This is a genomic window from Streptomyces sp. 8L, assembly GCF_020176795.1.
Classification (GTDB): domain Bacteria; phylum Actinomycetota; class Actinomycetes; order Streptomycetales; family Streptomycetaceae; genus Streptomyces.
This window is the reverse complement of the sequence record NZ_JAIUKE010000089.1, coordinates 15,117-34,805: the sequence shown is the minus strand read 5'-3', so window position 1 is coordinate 34,805 and position 19,689 is coordinate 15,117. Positions and strand designations below refer to the sequence as shown.

The window sequence follows — 19,689 nt, the reverse complement described above, 5'->3', positions numbered from 1 at the left end:
CCGTCCCCTCCGGCCCCGGCTCTCCCGCGGTCGTCCACGGCGATCACGTCGCCCTCCACGTCCCTGCGGCCCCCACCGTCCACAGCGCACACCGCGTCCGTACCACCGATACCGGCCGCGCCGTTCGCGGGCCCGCCGCGTGGCCAGGGGCGCCGCCTCGCGGGCGTGTTGACCGCGTCGCGGGGACGCCGCGCCGCGCCCGCCGGCGCTCTGGTGGCCGCGACGGCCGTGTTCCTCGTGACGGTCCCGCTGTTCCGGCACTTCTTCGACATCGGTGTGTACTACGGCACCGTGAACGCCTGGATACACCACGGCGGTCACCTGTACGACTACGTGCGCCCCGGCTCGACCTACGGCTTCACCTACCCGCCGTTCGCCGCTGTCGTGATGGCGCCGATGGCGCTGGTGTCCTGGCCCGCCGCCGTCGGGATCGGGCTGGCCCTGTCGGTACTCGCGTCGTGCCTGCTGCTGTACTGGCTGTTCGGCGATGTCGTGGCCCGCCAGGCGTGGCGCCCCTGGTTCGCGTACACCGTCATCGGGTGTCTCTTCGCCCTCCTGGAACCGGTCAACGACACCTTCAGCTTCGGCCAGGTCAACCTCCTCCTCGTCGCGCTCGTCCACCTGGACGCCCGGCTGCTGGCCACCGGACGCGGGCGGTACGCGGGCATCGCCACCGGGCTCGCCGCCGCGGTGAAGCTCACCCCCGCCCTGTTCATCGGCTACCTCCTCGTGACGGGGCGCAGGGCGCAGGCGGCCGTCGCGGCGGGCACCATGGCCGCCGCCACCCTGCTCGCCGCGGCGGTAGACCCCGGCGCCTCGCGGACGTTCTGGACCGGCGCCCTCTTCGACACCGGCCGCGTGGGACGCCTCTCGTACGTCTCCAACCAGTCCCTGCGCGGCGCGCTGGCCCGGCTCGCGCCGGACGCCGACACCCACACCGCCTGGCTGCTGTGCGCCGCCGCGGTGCTGGTCGTCTGGTTCGTCAGAGCCCGCGCCGCCGTGGCGGCCGGAGACGACCGGACCGGCTTCGCCCTGACCGGCCTCGCCGCCTGCCTGGTCAGCCCCGTCACCTGGGTGCACCATCTGGTGTGGGCGCTGCCCGCGCTCGCGGTGCTCTTCGACACCGCCCTGCGCCGACGCGGGCGGGCCATGCCGGCGGTCTGCGCCGTGCTGTACGTCCTGCTGTGCAGCGACGTCGTGTGGCTGTGGAGCGACCGAGCCTCGGGACCGTCGGCGTTCATCGGCTCGAACGCGTTCGTGTGGATCACGCTCGGACTCCTCGTCGCGCTCCCGACGCACGAACCGGCGCCGGTGCCGGGCAGATCCGGAACCGGACAGGAACCGGGCCCGCCGAGGGGGCCCTTGTCCGCGCGCGACACCTGTCGTTAGGGTCGTTGGTCTGACCAGGACGACTCCGGATGTCCGGGGGACCTGCCACAGGAGACCGCCCCGGCGGTCCTGAAGAGCGAGCGAGAGAGAAGCGGTTCGTGCGCTATACGCGGTTGGGCAACACCGGTCTTGAGATCTCGGCCATCACCCTGGGCTGCATGAGCTTCGGGGACCCCGACAGGGGCACCCACCCCTGGAGCCTCGGCGAGGAGGCGAGCCGGGCGCTCATCAAGCAGGCTCTGGAAGCCGGCATCACCACCTTCGACACCGCCAACGTCTACTCGGCCGGGTCGAGCGAGGAGATCACGGGACGAGCCCTGAAGGACTTCGCCCGCCGCGAAGAGGTCGTCATCGCCACCAAGGTCTACAACCGCATGCGGCCGGGCCCCAACGGCGCGGGCCTCTCCCGCAAGGCCATCCTCGCGGAGATCGACAACAGCCTGCGCCGGCTCGGCACCGACTACGTGGACCTGTACCAGATCCACCGCTGGGACGGCCGGACCCCGATCGAGGAGACCCTCGAAGCGCTGCACGACGTCGTCAAGGCGGGCAAGGCCCGCTACATCGGCGCCTCGTCCATGTACACCTGGCAGTTCGCCAAGGCGCTCTACACCGCGGACCTGCACGGCTGGACGCGGTTCGTGTCCATGCAGAACCACTACAACCTGATCTACCGCGAGGAGGAGCGGGACATGCTCCCCTTCTGCGCCGACCAGGGCATCGGGGTCATTCCGTGGAGCCCGCTCGCCCGCGGCCGGCTCACCAGGCCCTGGGACGCGCAGACGGCCCGCTCGGACACCGACGAGTTCGGCAAGACGCTCTACCAGCCCGAGGACCGTACCGTGGTGGAGCGGGTGGCCGACATCGCCGTCAAGCACTCCGTGTCCGCCGCGCAGGTCGCCCTGGCCTGGGTCGCCCAGCGGCCCACCGTGACCTCGCCCATCGTGGGGGTGACCCGCCCAGGGCAACTGGAGGACGCCGTCGCGTCCTTGGACCTCGCGCTGGACGACAGCGAGGTCGCGCTGCTTGAGGAGGCGTACCGCCCGCACAGCGTCGCCGGCCACTGAGAACGCGGCGGACGGGTGCCGCCCCGGGACCCGGGGCGGCGTCTGGCAGGCTTGAGCCATGCGAACCAGGACCCCTGCCGAACTAGTCCAACTGGTGGACTCCTTGCTCGAAGGCGGGCGTCCGCCCGTCGTCGCCGCGGGCGATCCGGTACTGCGCCGGCCCGTCGCGCGCTACGAGGGGGAGCTCGGCGCGGACCGGCTCGCGCGCCTTGTCGAGGCGATGCGCGAGACGCTGCACGCGGCTCCCGGCGTGGGCCTCGCGGCACCGCAGATCGGCGTCCCGCTGCGGCTCGCCGTCATCGAGGACCCCGCGGAGGTCTCGGCGGAGGTCGCCGCCGCCAGGGGGCGGGTGCCCCAGCCCTTCCGTGTCCTGGTCAATCCGCGCTACGAGCCGGCCGGTTCCGGGCGGGCCGCCTTCTTCGAAGGCTGTCTGAGCGTGCCGGGCTGGCAGGCCGTGACCGTACGCCACGCCGCGGTGCGGCTGCGCGCGCAGGACGAGCAAGGGCGGGAACTGGACGAGGAGTTCACCGGATGGCCCGCGCGCATCGTCCAGCACGAGACCGATCACCTCGACGGCACCCTGTACCTCGACCTCGCCGAGCCCCGGTCGCTGTCCGCCGCCGAGGCGGTGCGCGAGCGCTGGTCCCAGCCGACCCCGGAGACGGCGGCGCGCGCCCTCGGGTTCCCGCTGCCCGGCGCTCCGGGCACCGGCGCGTCCGACGAACCCGGGCAGATCCCTGGATGAACACCGAAGCAACTGCCAGAATCGGCCGGACGAGAGGATGTCAGGGGGTGTCCGCGCGATGAGTGAGGCCCGGCCGGGTGGAACCGGCAGCGGCAGCGCGCCGACGGTCCTGCGCATGGTGATCGGCAAGCGCCTGCTCGCGCTCCGCGAGCGCGCCGGGGTGAGCCGGGAGAGCGCGGCGGACGTACTTGACGTGACGCCGTTGACCGTCCGCAGGATGGAGAACTCCGAGGTCAGCTTCAAACTCCCCTACGTACGGCTGCTGTTGCAGCTCTACGGGGTCGACGCGGCGGAGACGGACCAGTTCATCGAACTCGTCAAGGCGGCCAACGAGCCCGGCTGGTGGCACCGCTACCGGGACGCGGTACCCGGCTGGTTCGGCGCGTACGTCAGCCTGGAGGACCGGGCGAGCCTGATCAGGACGTACGAACCCCACTACGTGCCCGGTCTGTTGCAGACCGAGGAGTACGCACGGGCCGTCCTCGGCGCGGGCGCGCCCAGGAACCCGGAGGCGCTGGACCGGCGGGTGGCGCTGCGCGTCAAGCGCCAGCAGCTGCTGACCAAGGCCGATGCCCCGATGCTCTGGATTCTCCTGGAGGAGGCCGTGCTGAGCCGCCCGGTCGGCGGCCCCGGCGTGATGGCGGGCCAGCTCGACCGCCTCATCGAGGCGACCACACTGCCCAACGTGACGATCCAGCTGCTGCCTTTCGCGATCGGACCGCACCTCGGTGCCTTCGGGCCCTTCCACCTCTTCCGCTTCGACGTGGTCGAGCTGCCCGACATCGTCTACACCGAGAACCTCACCGGCGCCGTCTACCTCGACCGGCGCCCCGACAGCGCCGCCTACCTGGAGGTGCTCGACAACCTCTCGGCACGCGCCCTGTCGGTCCGCAAGACCCGCGACGAGCTGCGGAGGACGCGCGCCGCCTGCCGGTGAGGGACGAAGACCCCGCCCGCTCGGGGACGGAGGCCGCGTGCACGTCGGGTTCCCGGGCGTGCGCGCGGTCGGTGAACGATTCCAAGACCTCGGCGCTGCCGGCGGCCCTCCGGAAAGGTCTGAACGTCCAACCACCGGGACGGTCGGCAAACGGAACGGCAGGTCTGGTTAGCTGGTGGGGTTCCGCTCGCTCCGCACCCCGAAATGAGGCCGCGCCCGGTGTCCTCCCGCCCCGTGACCCTGCTCAGCCTGGTACCCGCCGTCTTCCTGCCGGCGCTCACCTTCGAGACGGGCTTGGGGGCGCTGGCGCCGGTCCTCGCGCTGAGCGGGCGGGCGCTCGGCGCGTCCGTGGGTGCGGCGGGGCTCGTTCTGGCGCTGCTGGGCGTCGGGCAGATCCTCGGCGACGTACCGGCGGGAGCACTCGCCGCCCGGCTGGGCGACCGCAAGGCGATGCTGGTGGCGGCAGGCGTCGCGGCGCTCACCCTGTGCGGCTGCGCGTTCGCCCGTACGGTGTGGGAGCTGGGCGCCGCCGTCACCGCGACGGGCGCGACCAACGCCGTGTTCGTACTGGCCCGGCAGGCCTATCTGACCGAGGTCATCCCCATCGGCCTGCGGGCCAGGGCGCTGTCGACGCTCGGCGGCATGTCGCGAGTGGGCGCCTTCGTCGGGCCGTTCATCGGTGCCGCCCTGCTGCGCGACCGTCCGGTGCACGACATCTACTGGCTGGCGCTCGGGTTCACCGCGGTGACCGCGTGCGTCCTGCTGTTCGTGCCGGACGTCTCCGACCCCACGTCGTCCCACGCGACTGGGGACAGGAACCCCGTCCCGGTCCGGGCCGTGATCCGCGACCACCGGCGGGTCTTCCTCACGCTCGGCATGGCGGTGCTGCTCGTCGGCTCGGTCCGCGCGACCCGGCAGACCGTGCTGCCGCTGTGGGCGGAGCACCTCGGGCAGAACGCGTCCACCACGAGCGTCGTCTTCGGCATCGCCGGCCTGATCGACATGCTCACCTTCTACCCCTCCGGCCAGGTCATGGACCGGCTCGGACGGCTGTGGATCGCCATCCCCTCGATGCTCGTACTCGGTCTGACCCAGGCGGCCCTGCCGCTCACCCACGGGCTGGTGTCGCTGACCGTCGTCGCGATGCTGATGGGGTTCGGCAACGGCATCGGGAGCGGCATCCTGATGACGCTCGGCGCCGACGTGGCACCGCCCGGCACCCGGACGCAGTTCCTCGGCGTATGGCGGCTGTGCGCGGACTCGGGAAGCGCGGGCGGTCCCCTCGTCGTCTCCGCCGCGGCGTCCCTGGGCAGCCTCGCCGCCGGAATCGTCGCCATGGGAGCCATGGGCATCGTCGCGGCGGGCGCGCTGATGCGCTGGGTGCCGCGCTACTCCGAGTTCGCCACGACCGGTACCCGCAACCGGCGCAGCACGGTCGCCGCCGTATCGCTGCCGCCCGCCGGGCCGTCGCCGGAGCCGGAGCCGGCCCGGCAGTCCGAGGACGCGGAGCCCATCGACCACGCGGACCACGCGGACCGCGTCGAGGGGGCCTGAGCCGTGGGCCGCGCCGAGTGGCCGGGCGCGCGCTGAGCGTCCACCGTACCGGCTCGGCGAGGCAGGGACGTAGGGCCGGCTGAACGGTTCCGACCGCCGTCGAGCGGTTCCGGCACGGGGCCGGGCCGTCTTCCGCCGCGGTTGAACGGTCCGGCGCGGTTGAACGGTCCGGCCGGAGGCTGAAAACGCGCCGTCCGACGGTGCGGGCGCCGCGTGCCGCCGCTTTGACGTGCGACGTGCCGGGACCGGGCGCTCCGCGAGGTATGTTCTCGGCCTCTCGCGCTGCGTTCCGCAATCGGCGGCCCGGCGCATGGTAGGCACAGGACATGTCTTCTGACGACGTGTCATCCGGACGTACGCGGGCGAAGCGCCCATGCTCACCGCGTGTGGTGGACGCCTCCGCCGGATATGACCCGATGCGGGGCCGCCCGACATCTCGATGTCATGGCCCTGCCCACTGAATGTCGGGTTCCCACGCCTGTCCGCCTGTCATCTTGCGTGCGGCCTTGCCGCCACCAGAAGGGACCACGCCATGCCAGAAATCTCCCGCCGCCGGCTGTTCGCCGCCGGTGCAGCCGCGTCCGGAGCCCTCGCAGCAGGACAGTTGACGGCTGCTCCAGGCGCCTTCGCCGCACCCCTGAGAACCGCCAGACGCCGGGCGGCGGCCGACCCCTTCACGCTGGGCATCGCGTCGGGCGACCCCCTCACCACGGCCGTCGTCATCTGGACCCGCCTCGCCACGGACCCGCTGCACGGCGGCGGCATGCCGGACACGGACGTCGAGGTGACCTGGCAGGTCGCCGAGGACCAGAAGTTCCGCCGGATCGTCCAGCAGGGCACCACCCAGGCCCGGGCCGCGTTCGGCCACAGCGTCCACGTCGACGTGCGGGGCCTGCTCCCGGGACGGGAGTACTGGTACCGCTTCCGCAGCGGCGGCCACCAGTCGACCGTCGGCAGGACGCGCACCATGGACCTCTTCCCGTCCAAGCTGCGCGTCGCCCTCGCCTCCTGCCAGAACTGGCAGCAGGGCTACTTCAACTCGTACGCCGACATGCGCGAACAGGAGCCCGACTTCGTGCTCTTCGTCGGTGACTACATCTACGAGTCGGCGCCGACCACGTCGTCGGTCCGCGTCCACGAGGGGGCCGGGGAGCCCGTCACCCTCGACCAGTACCGCAACCGGTACGCCCAGTACCGCACCGACCCCGACCTCAACGCGATCCACGCGACCACCCCCTGGATCGTCACCTTCGACGACCACGAGGTCGACAACGACTTCGCGGGCGAGGTGCCCCAGGACCCGGACAAGCAGTCGCACGACGCCTTCGTCAAGCGGCTGACCGCCGCCTACCAGGCGTACTACGAGCACATGCCGGTCCGCGCCACCGCCGTCCCGAGCGGCCCGCACATCCAGATGTACCGGCGCTTCGACTTCGGCAGCCTGATCCGCCTCAACGTCCTCGACACCCGGCAGTTCCGCAGCAACCAGGTCACCTCCGACGCCGCCGCCGAGGACCCGAAGCTGACAATGCTCGGTGCCACCCAGAAGTCCTGGCTGCTGAACGGGCTGGAGCGGTCGGACGCGCGCTGGAACATCGTCGCCTCACAGATCATGATGGCCGAGACCGACAATGTCGCGGGCCCGGGCAAGAACTGGTTCTACGACGCCTGGGACGGCTACCAGGTCGAGCGGAACGACCTGCTGGCGCGCTTCCAGAACATCCGCAACCCCGTCGTCCTCAGCGGAGACCGCCACCTGACGATGATCAGCGATCTGAAGAAGGACTTCTCGGACCCCAAGTCCGCCGTCGTCGGCGCCGAGTTCGTCGGAACCTCGATCAGCTCCAACGGGGACCAGGACGTCAAGGCGTTCGACGCCCAGTGGGACCCGCTCCGCCCGGACAACCCGCACTGGAAGTTCATCGACTGCCACCGCGGCTACCACCTGTTCGACATCGACAACCAGGGAATCGACGCCCAGGTCCGCGTCGTCGGCACCGTCCTCAAGCCCACGTCGGCGGCCACCGCGATCTCCCGCCTGCGCGTGGACGAGGGACACCCCGGGGTGCACACCGTCTGACCCGCCCGGGCACCTGCTGAGCATGCCCGGGCGAGGGAGCCCCTGACCGGACGCGCCTGCCCGAACATCCCTGGCGGAACGCCCATGCTCGAACGCCCGTGCCCGAATGTCCGCGCCTGAACGTGTGGGGCCGTGCCCCTACCGCGCCCGCCGCCGTCACCCGGTGGGGGCGGCGGGGTCCGGCCCCCGCGCCGCGCCCTCGACCTCGTCGGTCGCTGGCCGGTGCTCCGGCGACTCCGCCGCCCGGCGGGCCCTGCCGAGCCCCGGGGCCAGGGCCAGCGTCACCCCCACCGACAGCGCGGCCATCACCGCCATCGCCGTGGGCGCCGACGCACGCTCGGCCACCGCGCCCGCGAGCGCCGCGCCGATCCCCTGGGCCGTCAGCATGCCCGAGCTGTGCAGCCCGAGGGCGTGCCCCCGCGACCCGGCCGGTGTGAGCGCCACCAACTGCTCCTGGAGCAGCAGGCTCGCGGCGTACCCCACCGACGCGAGCAGCACCGCCGCCGCGCCCACCGCGAGGGGCGGACGCGCGGCGAACACCAGATAGGGCACCGCGAGCAGCAGCCGCAGAGGCGCGCCGAGCCGCGCCCGCCACCGTGCCGGTACGAAACGGCCCGCCAGTGTGTCGCCCGCCAGCATCCCGAGCGCCGCCGTCGCGAACAGCACTCCCGCGCGGTGCGCCGCGTACGGCACGAACAGCGCCTCGCACCCGACGATCAGGCCGTTGGGCACCCACAGCGCCAGATACACGTGACGGCGGTGGGCCGACGACCACAGCAGCACGTCCGTGCGCCAGGTCGCACCCACCGAGGGCCGGCCCGCCGCCCTCGCGGGCCTCGCGGAGAGCCCCCACCGGGCCGTACCCGCCGCCACCAGATAGAGCCCGGCCGCCACCAGGAGCGTCCCGCGGGGCGATACGAGGGCGACCAGCACGCCGCCCGCCGCGTAGCCCGCGATCTGCGTCGTGCCCGCCGCCATGTTCAGCACCGATCGCCCGAGCACATACCCCTCGTCCGGCAGCACCTCGCCCAGCAGCCCGTACCGCACCCCACCGCTCAGCGACGACGCGAGCCCCAGCACCGCGAGCACCGCGAACAGTGCCCACAGCGGCAGGCCCGGGAGCGCGAGCACCGCCGTCCCGACGCCGAACACCGCCGACGTGCAGGCCAACGCCGCACGCGCGGGCAGCCGGTCCGCCGCGGAGAGCAGCGCCAGCGCGCCCACCACCTGCGCGAACGACGTGCCGAACATCGCCAGCGACGACAGCAGCGGCGACCCCGTAGCGCCGAAGACCAGGGTGCCCAGGGCCAGTCCGCTCACGGTCTGACCGGCGACCTGCGCGCCGGACGAGGCGAAGAGGGCGGTGAACTCGGGCACGCGGAAGAGATCGCTGTACGTACGCATGGCGGGGAGTCTCACGGGCGTCCGGCGGCGCCCGTTAATGTTTCGCAGGGAGGCGAAACGTATGGGCCTGTGGCTGGTCGACACCGACACCCTGGCGGGCAGCCGCTTCGTGCTCTCACCGCTCGCCGAGACGGTCGCCTGCCTCCAGACCCTCCAGGCGGCCACCGCCGCCCACCCCGGCGAGCGCCGCTGGCTCGACACCCACCTGCCGGCCTACCGCGAGCTTCTGGCGGGGGACCCGGTGACGGCCGCCCTCGGCCGGATCGCGCTCGGCGGCTCCTGGAACGCGGGGTTCCTCACCCCCGTACCCGACCCGGGGCCCGACGGGCCGCGCACCTTCCACGACGAACTCGCCCCGGTACGCGCGACGTCCGAGCCGCGCGCCCACGCGGACCTCGCCCGCTGCCACGGCGGGCCGCTGCCCCCGCGCCTGCGCGTACCCGACCCGGCCCCGCGCCTGGCCGGCCTGCTGGAGTGGGTGTGGACCCACACCGTCGAGCCGTACTGGCCGGTGCGGCGGCGCGCCCTCGAGGCCGACGTCGTCGCGAGGGTGGGACGGCTCGGCACCGGCGGCTGGTGCGCCGTGCTGGACGACCTGCGGCCCGGCACCCGGTGGCTGGGGGAGGGGCGGCTCCAGATCAACACCCGCGACTACCCGCCGCGCACGGCGACCGGCGCGCTGCTGTTCGTGCCCGTCACGCCGCGCAGAGGGTGGGTCTCCTGGGCGGCGGACCGGTTCGCCCTGATCCACCCCTGCACGGGCCCCCTCGCGCAGCCCCCGCGCCCGACCGCGCCGGGCGCGCTCGGGAGACTCCTCGGGCCGTCGCGCGCGGCCGTCCTCGTACTGCTCGACGGCCCCAAGAGCACCACCCAGCTCGTCGCGCTCACGGGTCAGGGACTCGGTTCGGTGGGCCGCCACCTCAGGGTCCTGCTGGACGCCCCCCTGGTGCGGCGCAGTCGGGCCGGCAGATCCGTCCTCTACCACCGCACGGCGGCGGGCGACGGGCTGGTCGACGCGCAGTCCGGGGACTGACGTCACGCTTGGTCCGGGGGACTGAACAGGCCCGGGGACTGACTGGGCTGCCCGGGCCCGTTCGTCCGGATGCTCCCGTGTCAGGGCGTATGCGTCCGGGACTCCAGGTCCTTGCGGGTCGCGGCCCCGTATACACCGGACGGGTCGGCCGTGATGCTGTGGGCGTCCTGGTAGCGCGCGACAGCGTCCTTCACGCCCGCGTCGTACTGCCCGTCCGGCGCGCCGAGATAACCCAGCAGCAACTGGCTCAGCCGCTTCTGCAACTCCACCACCTGCGGACCGCTGTCGCCCTCCTGGAGCACCGGCGGGCCCGAGGGCGTGTTCGCCGTTCCGCTCGGTGACTCCGTCCCCGCCGTCGGGCCCTGCGTGGCCGCCGAGGGCGAGGAACTCGCGGCCGCGTCCTGCCGCGCGGCGCTGCCCGGCGCGGACGCTGAAGCAGCGCTCGCGCCGCCGTCCCGCTCGGCCGGCTCCTCGGCGGACGAACGCGCGGACGGGCTCGCCGCCGTCTGCGACGCCTCGGCGCTCGTGGCGGTGCCTGAGGTCCCCGGCCCGCGCTGTCCGCCGGGCAGCGCGGCCCCGTTCGTCGCCTGCGCGGTGTCGCCCGAGGCGTCCGACGCGTCGCCGCCGAACACTCCGGTCCCCGCCGCGACCGCCACCGCCGCGACGACCACGCCCGCCGCGACCGCGATGAGCAGATTTCTCCTCTTGCGCCGGCCGGGAGCGCCCGGCTCGGCGGCGGGCCCCGATACGCCGCCCGCATCGATCACCGAACCCGCGAGCGGTGCCGTGCCTCCGTCACCGGGGACGGGATCAGGACCGTCAGCGAGGGCAGGATCGGGGCCGGGTGCCCCGGCCTCGGCCGCTCCCTGAGCTTCAGCCTCAGCTTCGGCGTCGGCCGCAGCCTCACCCTCAGCCCCAACCTGAGCCTCAGTCTCAACCTCACCCGGAGTCTCGGCAGTGGCACCGGCGGCCAGCGGCACGGCGCCGGCCGCCCGTCCTTGGCTGTCCGCACCGGCCTCACTGACCGCGTCCCGCGCGTCCTCCACCTCGTGCCGGGTGCCGGCGGCCTCGTCCACGGCGGCAGCGGCACGGCGCGCCTCCACGGTGGCGGCGCAGGCGCAGTCCGGGCTGCCGTCCTCGCCCGCGGGGGCGAAACAGCGCGGGCAGGGTTCTGACTTCACCGGCGTTCCCTTCGTGGATGCGGGGTGAATGACGCGGCCCCGAACGGGGTATGCCGTGTGATTCTGCCGCCTACGACGGAACCCCCATTCGGTCAAAAGTGGGCATCCAGGATCTGAAAGGGCAAAAAAATTCGCGGAGTTGGGATGTACGCGAGGTATGCCGGTCATCCGCCGGGTGCCCTGTCGTCCAGGCCCCCGTCGAGGCTCCTGCGGACGACGTGGCTCGGGATCGCAGGTCGATGCCGTGGGGGAGGGGCGGGCGAGGCAGAATTGTCCGGTGACGGAATCCGCGACAGGTGATGCGTACAGCGGCCGGACGGAATGCACCTCTCCGGTTCGTTCGCCGTGGCGCGACTTCCTCCGTACGGAGACGGGCAGCGCCGCCGTCCTGCTCGCGGGGGTGATCGCCGCGCTCGTCTGGGCCAACGTGGGACCCGGGGCGTACGACACGGTCTGGCGCACCGGGCTGTCCGTGCGGCTCGGGGCCATGGAGGTCTCCCTCGATCTGCGGGGGTGGGTCAACAGCGGGCTGATGGCGCTGTTCTTCTTCGTCGTCGGCCTGGAGGCGCGCCGCGAGTTCGACATGGGGGAGTTGCGCGACCGGCGCCGCGTGGCGCTTCCGCTGGTGGCCGGGGCGTGCGGGCTGTGCGTGCCCGTGTTGGTCTATCTGGCCGTCAACGCCGGCCACGGCACGGAGCACGGCTGGGGTGCCGCGATGTCGACCGACACCGCGTTCGCCCTCGGCATGCTCGCCCTGCTGGGGCGGCGGCGCCTGCCGAACGGGTTGCGGACGTTCGTCCTGTCAGTGGCCGTCGTCGACGACTTCGTCGCACTCGCTGTCATCGCCTTCGCGTACAGCGGGAGCGTGGCGCTGCCCGCGCTGCTGACGGCCGTCGGCCTCCTGGCGGCCGTGCTCGTCCTGCGCGCCTTCAACGTCCGGCGGTCCGCCGTGTACGCGGTCCTCGCCCTGGCCATCTGGGTCGCGCTGCTGAAGTCGGGCATCGACCCCGTCGTCACCGGGCTCGTCATGGGGCTCCTGACGTACGCCTACCCCGCCGCGCGCGACGACCTGGAACGGGCCAGCGGGCTGTTCCGCCGGTTCCGCGAGCAGCCCACCCCCGAGCTGGAACGCACGGCGCGCCGCGGGCTGGCCTCCGCGATCTCCCCGAACGAGCGGCTCCAGCGCACCTTCCACCCGTGGACGAGCTACGTCATCGTGCCGCTGTTCGCCGTCGCCAACGCGGGCATCGGGATCAGTTCCGGTGAACTGTCGCGCGCCTTCTCCTCGACGGTCACCTGGGGCATTCTCTGCGGCCTCGTGCTCGGAAAGCCGCTCGCTGTCCTGGGCTCCTCGTACGTGACCTCCGCCCTCACCCGCGGCCGGGTGCGCCCGCCGGTCGGCTGGGGTGCCGTGGCCGCGGGGGGCACCGTCGCGGGCGTCGGCTTCACCGTGTCGCTGCTGATCGCGACCCTCGCCTTCCACGGAGAGCGCCTCGCCGAGGCCAAGATCGGCATCCTGACGGCCATGCCCGCCGCGTTCGTGCTCACGTGGGCGGTGACCGCGGTCATCGGCCGTCTGCCCAAGCCGGCGCGCCGCCGGGCCCTGCTCGGCACGGCGGAGCCGATCGTGGACCTGGCGGTCCCGGTCGACCCCGACCGCGACAAGGTGCGCGGCCCGCACGACGCGCCGGTCACCGTCGTCGAGTACGGGGACTTCGAGTGCCCGTACTGCGGGCGCGCCGAGTCCGCGATCCGCTCGCTGCTCGCCGAGTTCGGCGACGACGTCCGCTACGTGTGGCGGCATCTGCCGCTGACCGACGTCCACCCGCAGGCGCAGATCGCCGCGGAGGCCTCCGAGGCGGCGGCCGATCAGGGCTTCTTTTGGGAGATGCACGACCTGCTGCTCGACCACCAGGGGGCGCTGCGCGTCACCGACCTGCGCCGCTACGCCGAGCGCCTCGGACTCGACATGGAGCGCTTCGGCCGCCACCTGCGCCGGCACGCGGGAGCGGCACGCGTCGCGGAGGACGTCGAGTCCGCCGACCTGAGCAGCGTCTCGGGCACGCCCACCTTCTTCGTCAACGGCCGCCGCCACACCGGGGCCTACGACATCGGCCACCTGTCGACCGCGGTCCGCACCGCCCGCCAGCGGGCGCTTCTCGGCCTCGGCGGCTGACCTGCCACCCCGGGGACCGGGGCGAATCGTGCCCGGGCCCGCCCACCCGGCGGCGGTGTTACGCCGAGCCCGCGCCCTCCGGCGCCGAGCCCGCGCCCTCCGTACCGCCTTCGGCGCGCTCTTCCCCGCCGCCCGCCTCCTCGTCCGTCATCGGCAGGCACACGGTGAACCGGGTGTCGCCGGGCCTGGAGTCGACCCTGATGTCGCCGTGGTGCTTGTTGACCACGATGCGGTACGAGATGTCGAGGCCGAGGCCCGTACCCTCACCGACGCCCTTCGTGGTGAAGAACGGCTCGAAGATGCGCGGCCTGATCTCCGGCGCGATGCCCGCGCCGGTGTCGCCGATCTCCACGAGGAGCCTGCGGTCGTCCTCCGCCCAGCTGCGGACCGTCAGCGTGCCGGTGGTGCCCATCGCGTCGACCGCGTTGTCGATGAGGTTCGTCCACACCTGGTTCAGCTCGGCGCCGTACGCGGGGATCTCGGGCAGCGTCCTGTCGTACTCCTTGACGATCTTGATGCCGGGCGGGATCTTCGCGCGCAGCATCGTCAGCGTCGCGTCCAGCAGCTCGTGCACGTCCACCGTCTGCTGCGGCGCCCGGTCCAGCTGCGAGTACTTCTTCGCCGCCCCCACCAGGTCGGAGACCCGGGTGACCGCGTCATCGATCTCGCCCATGAGCAGCTCGGTGTCGATCGCGTAGGCGAGCCAGCGCACCGCGGAGTCGAGGTAGGTGTCGCCGACGGTGTCCGCCACCGTCGCCAGCCACGGCACTCCGACGCCGCCCGCGACGAGGGTCGGGGCGATGTCCCAGGCGTTCGCGACGCCGCGCTCGTCCAGCCAGTCGGACAGCTCGTCCTCGGCGTCCGATGTCTCCATCACCGAAAGCGACGGCGCGGAGGCCGCCTGCTTCACCGCGGTGTCCTGCAATTCGACGAGCTGGTGCAGCCGCGAGCCGTCCAGCCTGCCGTCGGCGATCAGCGCCAGCTTGTGCCGCATGCCGGCCACCCGGTCGCGCAGGGCCTCCGTCGCCCGCACGGCCGCCGCGGCGGGGTTGTTCAGCTCGTGCGTGAGCCCCGCGGACAGCGACCCGAGCGCCAGCAGCCGCTCCCGCTCGTTCACCAGCGAGTTAGCGGCGCGGTAGCCGAAGAACAGCCCCTCCAGCAGGTGCAGCGCCATGGGGAACCACGTACGGACCGCGGTGGCGAACTCGTCGGCCGGCAGTACGAAGAACACCGCATCGCTGACCGCGCGCAGCGAGTTCTTGTACACCTGCTCGACCCGGTCCCCGAGGTAGGCCTGCGTGGCACCCGAGTACACGCCCCGCTGGTCGGTCCGCGACACCTCGACATCGTCGCCGTGCAGCACCTGGCTCATCGCGACGCTACCGCTCAGCAGCACGAAGAAACACGTCGCGGGCTCGCCCTCGCGGTACACGTCGGCGCCCGCCGCCCGCTCCTCCAGGCGGCCCCGCTCGGACAGCCAGCGCAGCTGCCCCTCGTCCAGCTTCTCGAAGAGGAAGAGCCCCCGCAGGTCTTCCGGTTCCATGCGATCCGCCGCGCTCACTGTGCCTCCAAGTAACGATGCGCGAGCGATACGGCCATCGCGCCCTCGCCGACGGCCGACGCGACCCGCTTGACGGACTCCGCCCGCACGTCGCCCGCGGCGAACACGCCCGGCACGCTCGATTCGAGATGGTAGGGATCGCGCGGCAGCGACCAGCCCGCCACCCGCTTCCCGCCCGCCACCAGGTCGGGGCCCGTGACGACGAAGCCCCTCGGGTCGCGGGCCAGCACGCCGTCCAGCCACTGGGTGCGCGGCGCCGCGCCGATGAACACGAACAGCCACGACGCCTCGACCGTCTCCGTCGCGCCGGTCCTGACATCGCGCAGGGTGAGCTGCCGCAGGTGGTCGTCGCCCTTGCCGTCGGCCACCTCGGTGAACGGATGGACGACGATGGAGTCGATCGCCGTGATCTGGTCGATCAGATACGTCGACATCGAACGCGTCAGGTCACCGGAGCGCACCAGCATGTGCACCCTGCGCGCGTAGCGCGAGAAGTACACGGCGGCCTGCCCGGCCGAATTGGCGCCGCCGACCACGTACACGTCTTCGCCCGAGCAGTTCTGCGCCTCCGTGACGGCGGAGCCGTAGTAGACACCCGCCCCGGTGAACTCTTCGAGGCTGGGCGCGGGGAGCCGCCGGTAGGAGACGCCCGTGGCGAGCACCACCGTGTGCGCGCCGATCGTCTCGCCGCCGCCGAGGTGCAGCACCCGTGCGGAGCCCGCCGCCTCCAGCGAGACGACCTCCCTGGCGCTGAGGATCTCCGCGCCGAACTTCGTCGCCTGCCGTCGTGCCCGCTCGGTGAGCTGGGAACCGGAGACACCGTCCGGAAAGCCGAGGTAGTTCTCGATGCGGGAGGACTGGCCCGCCTGGCCGCCGGTCGCCCGCCGCTCGACCAGCACGGTGCGCAGGCCCTCCGACGCGCCGTACACGGCCGCGCCGAGCCCCGCGGGCCCGCCGCCGATGACGACCAGGTCGTAGAAGTCGGACGCGGGGGTCGTGGAGAGGCCGACGCGCCCGGCCAGCTCACTGCTCGTGGGCGCCACGAGGGAGCTGCCGTCCGCCAGTACCACCAGCGGGAGTGGTGTGTCGGCGTCCTGGCCCGCGGCCGCGAGGAGCCGCTCGCCCTCCGGCTCGTCCACCGGCAGCCACCGGTACGGCACGAGGTTGCGCGCGAGGAAGTCACGCACCTTGAACGACGGCCGCGACCACCGGTGGCCCACCACGCGCGTCATGGCCGCCGCCGGGTCGGGCGTGGCCAGCCACGCCTCCAGAAGCGTGTCGATCACCGGGTAGAGGTGCTCCTCCGGCGGGTTCCACGGTTTGAGCAGGTAGTGGTCGAGATCGACGGTGTTGATCGCGTCGATCGCCGCGTCGGTGTCCGCGTACGCGGTCAGCAGGACCCTGCGGGCCAGCGGGAACAGGTCCATCGCCTGCTCCAGGAACTCGATGCCGTTCATCCGCGGCATCCGGTAGTCCGCGAGCATCACCGCCAGCTGCTCTCCGCGCAGCTTGATCTCGCGGAGCGCCTCCAGCGCCTCCTGGCCGGAGCCGGCGCGTACCACCCGGTAGCGGTCGCCGTAGCGCCGCCGGATGTCCCGGGCCACGGCCCGCGAGACCGTCGGGTCGTCGTCCACGGTCAAGATCGTCGGATTCGTCATGGCACCATCATCCGGGCTGCTCCCGATGGTCATCGAACACCGCTTCGCCTCCCAGTCTAGGGACGATGCACCCGCAGCCGCCCGACGTCGAAGGAGAGGGCGGAGCGTGACCGGTCCGGTGCGGGGTGGTAGCGCCCGGCCGAGACGGACAGGTTCACGATCAGATACGCCTCCCAGCCCCGCCCCACGCCCCGGCCGTCGGCGAACACCCGGCGGTCGTTGACCCACCACACGACCGACCGGGCGCCGAACTCGGTCCGCACCGACACCCAGGCCCCCGGGTGCAGCGACGCGTCCCGGTAGTCGTGCGACGCGCCGCCGACGTGGTTCGACAGCTCCAGCAGATCAGGGTTGTCCGGGTGGTACTCGAAGACGTCGACCTCGTTGCCGCCGTCGCGCCACGTCCACACCGAGGGCCACGCCCCGGTCCCCTCCGGCAGCCGGACCCGGACGTCCAGCACGTCACCGGTGCGCACCTGGAAGCCCTCCTCGCTGCCCTCGGTGGTGAGCAGCCCGGTGTTCCACAGGCCGTGCGGGCGGCGCTCCGCCCGGAAGACGCCCTCACGGCAGAACGCGGGATCGGTCACCAGATGGTCGAGCTTGTTGTCCCCCGGGTTGACGGGCCCGCCGTCGGGATAGGCCCACGAACGTCCCTCCACCCACTGCTTCGCCGAGGCGAAGTCGGCCTCGAAGCAGACGGGCAGAGGGCGCCCCGGGCCGGGCGGCCGCGGACGGGAGCGCTGAGAAGGAAACAACGACACGAACCACTGCTTCACGGACATCCCGGCACCATAGGGAGTCCGGTCTCCCGCTCGCCGGGGAAACGCCGGGACGGGCACCCCGCGTACGCACGTACGACCCTCCGGGGCGGACTCCGGGGGCGACGGCAGCGCACGGGCCCCGGGCCCCGTCCGCCTAGTCTGGGGCCCATGCGCCTCCTGCTGACCTCCGACACCCACCTCCCGACACGGGCCAAGGTGCTGCCGGGCGAACTCGTGGACGCGATCGGGGCGGCCGACGTGGTCGTCCACGCGGGCGACTGGGTGGACGAGCCGACGCTCGACCTCTTCGAGGCGCGCGCCCGGCGCTTCGTCGGCGTGTACGGGAACAACGACGGGCCCGGGCTGCGGGCGCGGCTGCCCGAGGTGGCGTACGCGGACCTCGGAGGACTGCGCTTCGGCGTCGTCCACGAGACGGGCGCCGCGCGGGGCCGCGAACAGCGCTGCGCCGAACGGTTCCCCGGGATCGACGTCCTCGTCTTCGGCCACAGCCACATTCCGTGGGACACCACCGCCCCCGGCGGGCTCAGGCTGCTGAACCCCGGCTCGCCCACCGACCGCAGGCGCCAGCCCTACTGCACCTACGCCACGGCCGAGGTGACGGGCGGACAGCTGGCGGAGGTCCGTTTCCACCGGCTGCCGCGGCGCTGACGGGTGCCCTGCCGGCCCCCGGGTGCGCGCACAGCACAAGAGGCGCCGCCCCTGGTGGGCCCGGCGCGCCGCCGGTCAGCCCGTGGCGCGCGCGTGCAGCTCCGCCTCGATCAGGCCGGCCGCCCTGGGCGCCCCGCCCTCCGCCGCCATGCCGGCGCTGATCTCCGCCAGCCTGCGCGCCACTTCGGGGTCGTCCACCAGTGAGAGCACCGCCTCGCGCAGCGCCTCCGGTTTCGCGTCCGCCGTGTCGAGGCGCCGCGCCACACCAAGCCCCGTCAGCATGTCGGCGTTGCCGAACTGGTCCACCGCCTGCGGCACCGCCACCATCGGGGTCGCCGTGGCCAGGCCCTCCTGGCTGCCGCCCGAGCCGGCGTGGGTGATGAACGCGTCCGCCTGCCGCAGCACGGACAGCTGCGGAACCCAGGTCCGCACCTCGATGTTCGCCGGGACGTCGCCGAGGGCCGCCGGATCGACGTGCCGCCCGATCTGGAGCACCACGTGCCAGCCGGGCAGGTCCCCGAAGGCGTCGGCGCACGCGCGGTAGAACTCCGGCTGCTTCGTGAACGTCGAACCGAGCGAGACGAGCAGCACCCGTTCGGCGCCCGGCGGACGGGACCATTCGCCCTGCGCCGCCCGGTCGTCCTGGCACGACCCGACGAACGTGTACACCGACCGGTCGACCCGGTCGGCGTTCGGCTGGAGCACCTCGGGGATGAGCACGAGGCACCGGTCCGGCCGGCCCATGAAGTGCTCGACATCGAGGTCCATGCCGTTCTCGGCGATCCAGCGAGCGAACGTCGTGTAGAACGCCTTGCCGCGCGGGGTCCGCTTCAGCGGTTCGAACGCCGGCCGGCCGACCTCCTCCTCGTACCCGCGCCACGCCACCATGGCCGGCGAGAGCTGCACGATCGGCACGCCCCAGCGGTGCGCGAGCACACGGGCCGGATACGACGTGATGTCGTACAGCACGAGGTCAGGCCGGTCGTCCTCGAAGGCGGCGTCGAGTTGCGGGAGCGCCTGGATGGCGTCCGCGAGGAACGGTTCGATGTGGTCGATCAGCTCCGTGCCCCACCCGTCCTGGTCGCCCTCCGCAGGAAGCACGGAGGTGTACGGGACGGGCCGCGCGCCCGTCCCCGCGACCACCTCGGTGAAGGACGGCGGCACGGCGTAGCTGACCCGGTGGCCGCGCGCCACCAACTCCCTGATGACGCCGAGGTTCGGGTTCACGTGCCCGTGCGCCGCGATGGAGAACATGGCGATGTGCGCGGGACCGCGCTCGGCCGCTGGACTCATGCGCCCGACCCTAAGCACTCCGCCGCCGGCTCGCGACCACGTTTCGTGCGGCGCCCGGCGGACGGTGCCCGGCTCGCGACCGCGTTTCGAACGGCGCCCGGCGGCCCGGCGCGCGGGTCGCGCCGCCGGCCGCCGGTGGCGCGGACGGTGGCGGCCGTCAGCGCTTCGCCGGCCGGTCGGG

The 19,689-nt window shown here is 73.0% G+C and carries 15 protein-coding genes; 9 read left to right on the top strand and 6 right to left on the bottom strand.

Annotated elements, in window-relative coordinates:
• From LCE31_RS09545 to LCE31_RS09520, 6 genes are all read left to right on the top strand, one after another.
• A partial coding sequence (locus tag LCE31_RS09545; protein WP_374118446.1) for a glycosyltransferase 87 family protein occupies positions 1-1,389 on the top strand: 1,389 nt, incomplete at its 5' end.
• Between the two features lie 98 nt (positions 1,390-1,487).
• Positions 1,488-2,456: an aldo/keto reductase gene (locus LCE31_RS09540; protein WP_225013673.1), complete on the top strand. Its 969-nt coding sequence runs from the start codon at positions 1,488-1,490 to the stop codon at positions 2,454-2,456.
• Positions 2,457-2,514: 58 nt separating this feature from the next.
• Positions 2,515-3,201, top strand: a complete 687-nt coding sequence (locus LCE31_RS09535; RefSeq protein WP_225013672.1) for a peptide deformylase — start codon at positions 2,515-2,517, stop codon at positions 3,199-3,201.
• Between the two features lie 58 nt (positions 3,202-3,259).
• A complete protein-coding gene (locus LCE31_RS09530; RefSeq protein ID WP_225013671.1) occupies positions 3,260-4,138 on the top strand; it encodes a helix-turn-helix domain-containing protein in 879 nt (292 codons plus the stop codon).
• A 234-nt stretch (positions 4,139-4,372) separates the two neighbouring features.
• Positions 4,373-5,692: an MFS transporter gene (locus tag LCE31_RS09525; protein ID WP_225013670.1), complete on the top strand. Its 1,320-nt coding sequence runs from the start codon at positions 4,373-4,375 to the stop codon at positions 5,690-5,692.
• 532 nt (positions 5,693-6,224) lie between these two features.
• Positions 6,225-7,772, top strand: coding sequence for an alkaline phosphatase D family protein (locus tag LCE31_RS09520; protein ID WP_225013668.1), 1,548 nt, complete (start codon positions 6,225-6,227; stop codon positions 7,770-7,772).
• Positions 7,773-7,928: 156 nt separating this feature from the next.
• Here the strand turns inward: LCE31_RS09520 and LCE31_RS09515 are convergent, their stop codons facing one another.
• On the bottom strand, positions 7,929-9,176 hold the full coding sequence (locus LCE31_RS09515; protein ID WP_225013667.1) for an MFS transporter: 1,248 nt from the start codon (positions 9,174-9,176) through the stop codon (positions 7,929-7,931).
• Between the two features lie 61 nt (positions 9,177-9,237).
• Between LCE31_RS09515 and LCE31_RS09510 the strand changes: the two genes are divergently transcribed.
• Positions 9,238-10,209: an ArsR/SmtB family transcription factor gene (locus LCE31_RS09510; RefSeq protein ID WP_225013665.1), complete on the top strand. Its 972-nt coding sequence runs from the start codon at positions 9,238-9,240 to the stop codon at positions 10,207-10,209.
• A gap of 80 nt (positions 10,210-10,289) precedes the next feature.
• On the opposite strand, the gene LCE31_RS09505 is transcribed toward LCE31_RS09510, so the two are convergent.
• On the bottom strand, positions 10,290-11,390 hold the full coding sequence (locus LCE31_RS09505) for a peptidoglycan-binding domain-containing protein (RefSeq protein ID WP_225013664.1): 1,101 nt from the start codon (positions 11,388-11,390) through the stop codon (positions 10,290-10,292).
• Between the two features lie 277 nt (positions 11,391-11,667).
• Here LCE31_RS09505 and nhaA point away from each other — a divergent pair, with 277 nt between their 5' ends.
• The gene (gene nhaA / locus LCE31_RS09500; RefSeq protein WP_225013662.1) at positions 11,668-13,566 is read left to right on the top strand and encodes a Na+/H+ antiporter NhaA; all 1,899 of its coding nucleotides are present in this window, start codon (positions 11,668-11,670) and stop codon (positions 13,564-13,566) included.
• A 58-nt stretch (positions 13,567-13,624) separates the two neighbouring features.
• Here the strand turns inward: nhaA and LCE31_RS09495 are convergent, their stop codons facing one another.
• Genes LCE31_RS09495 through LCE31_RS09485 form a run of 3 tightly spaced genes read right to left on the bottom strand, consistent with a single transcriptional unit; the run spans position 13,625 to position 17,567 of the window.
• A complete protein-coding gene (locus LCE31_RS09495; RefSeq protein WP_225013661.1) occupies positions 13,625-15,109 on the bottom strand; it encodes an ATP-binding protein in 1,485 nt (494 codons plus the stop codon).
• A gap of 14 nt (positions 15,110-15,123) precedes the next feature.
• Entirely contained in the window at positions 15,124-16,785 is a 1,662-nt protein-coding gene (locus tag LCE31_RS09490) for an FAD-dependent oxidoreductase (protein ID WP_225013659.1), read from the bottom strand.
• 56 nt (positions 16,786-16,841) lie between these two features.
• Complete coding sequence (locus LCE31_RS09485; protein ID WP_225013657.1) at positions 16,842-17,567, bottom strand: family 16 glycosylhydrolase; 726 nt, start codon at positions 17,565-17,567, stop codon at positions 16,842-16,844.
• A gap of 147 nt (positions 17,568-17,714) precedes the next feature.
• Here LCE31_RS09485 and LCE31_RS09480 point away from each other — a divergent pair, with 147 nt between their 5' ends.
• Entirely contained in the window at positions 17,715-18,215 is a 501-nt protein-coding gene (locus LCE31_RS09480; protein WP_225013655.1) for a metallophosphoesterase family protein, read from the top strand.
• Positions 18,216-18,290: 75 nt separating this feature from the next.
• Here LCE31_RS09480 and mgt read toward each other — a convergent pair whose 3' ends face one another.
• The gene (mgt, locus tag LCE31_RS09475; RefSeq protein ID WP_225013653.1) at positions 18,291-19,508 is read right to left on the bottom strand and encodes a macrolide-inactivating glycosyltransferase; all 1,218 of its coding nucleotides are present in this window, start codon (positions 19,506-19,508) and stop codon (positions 18,291-18,293) included.
• Positions 19,509-19,689 lie beyond the last annotated feature (181 nt).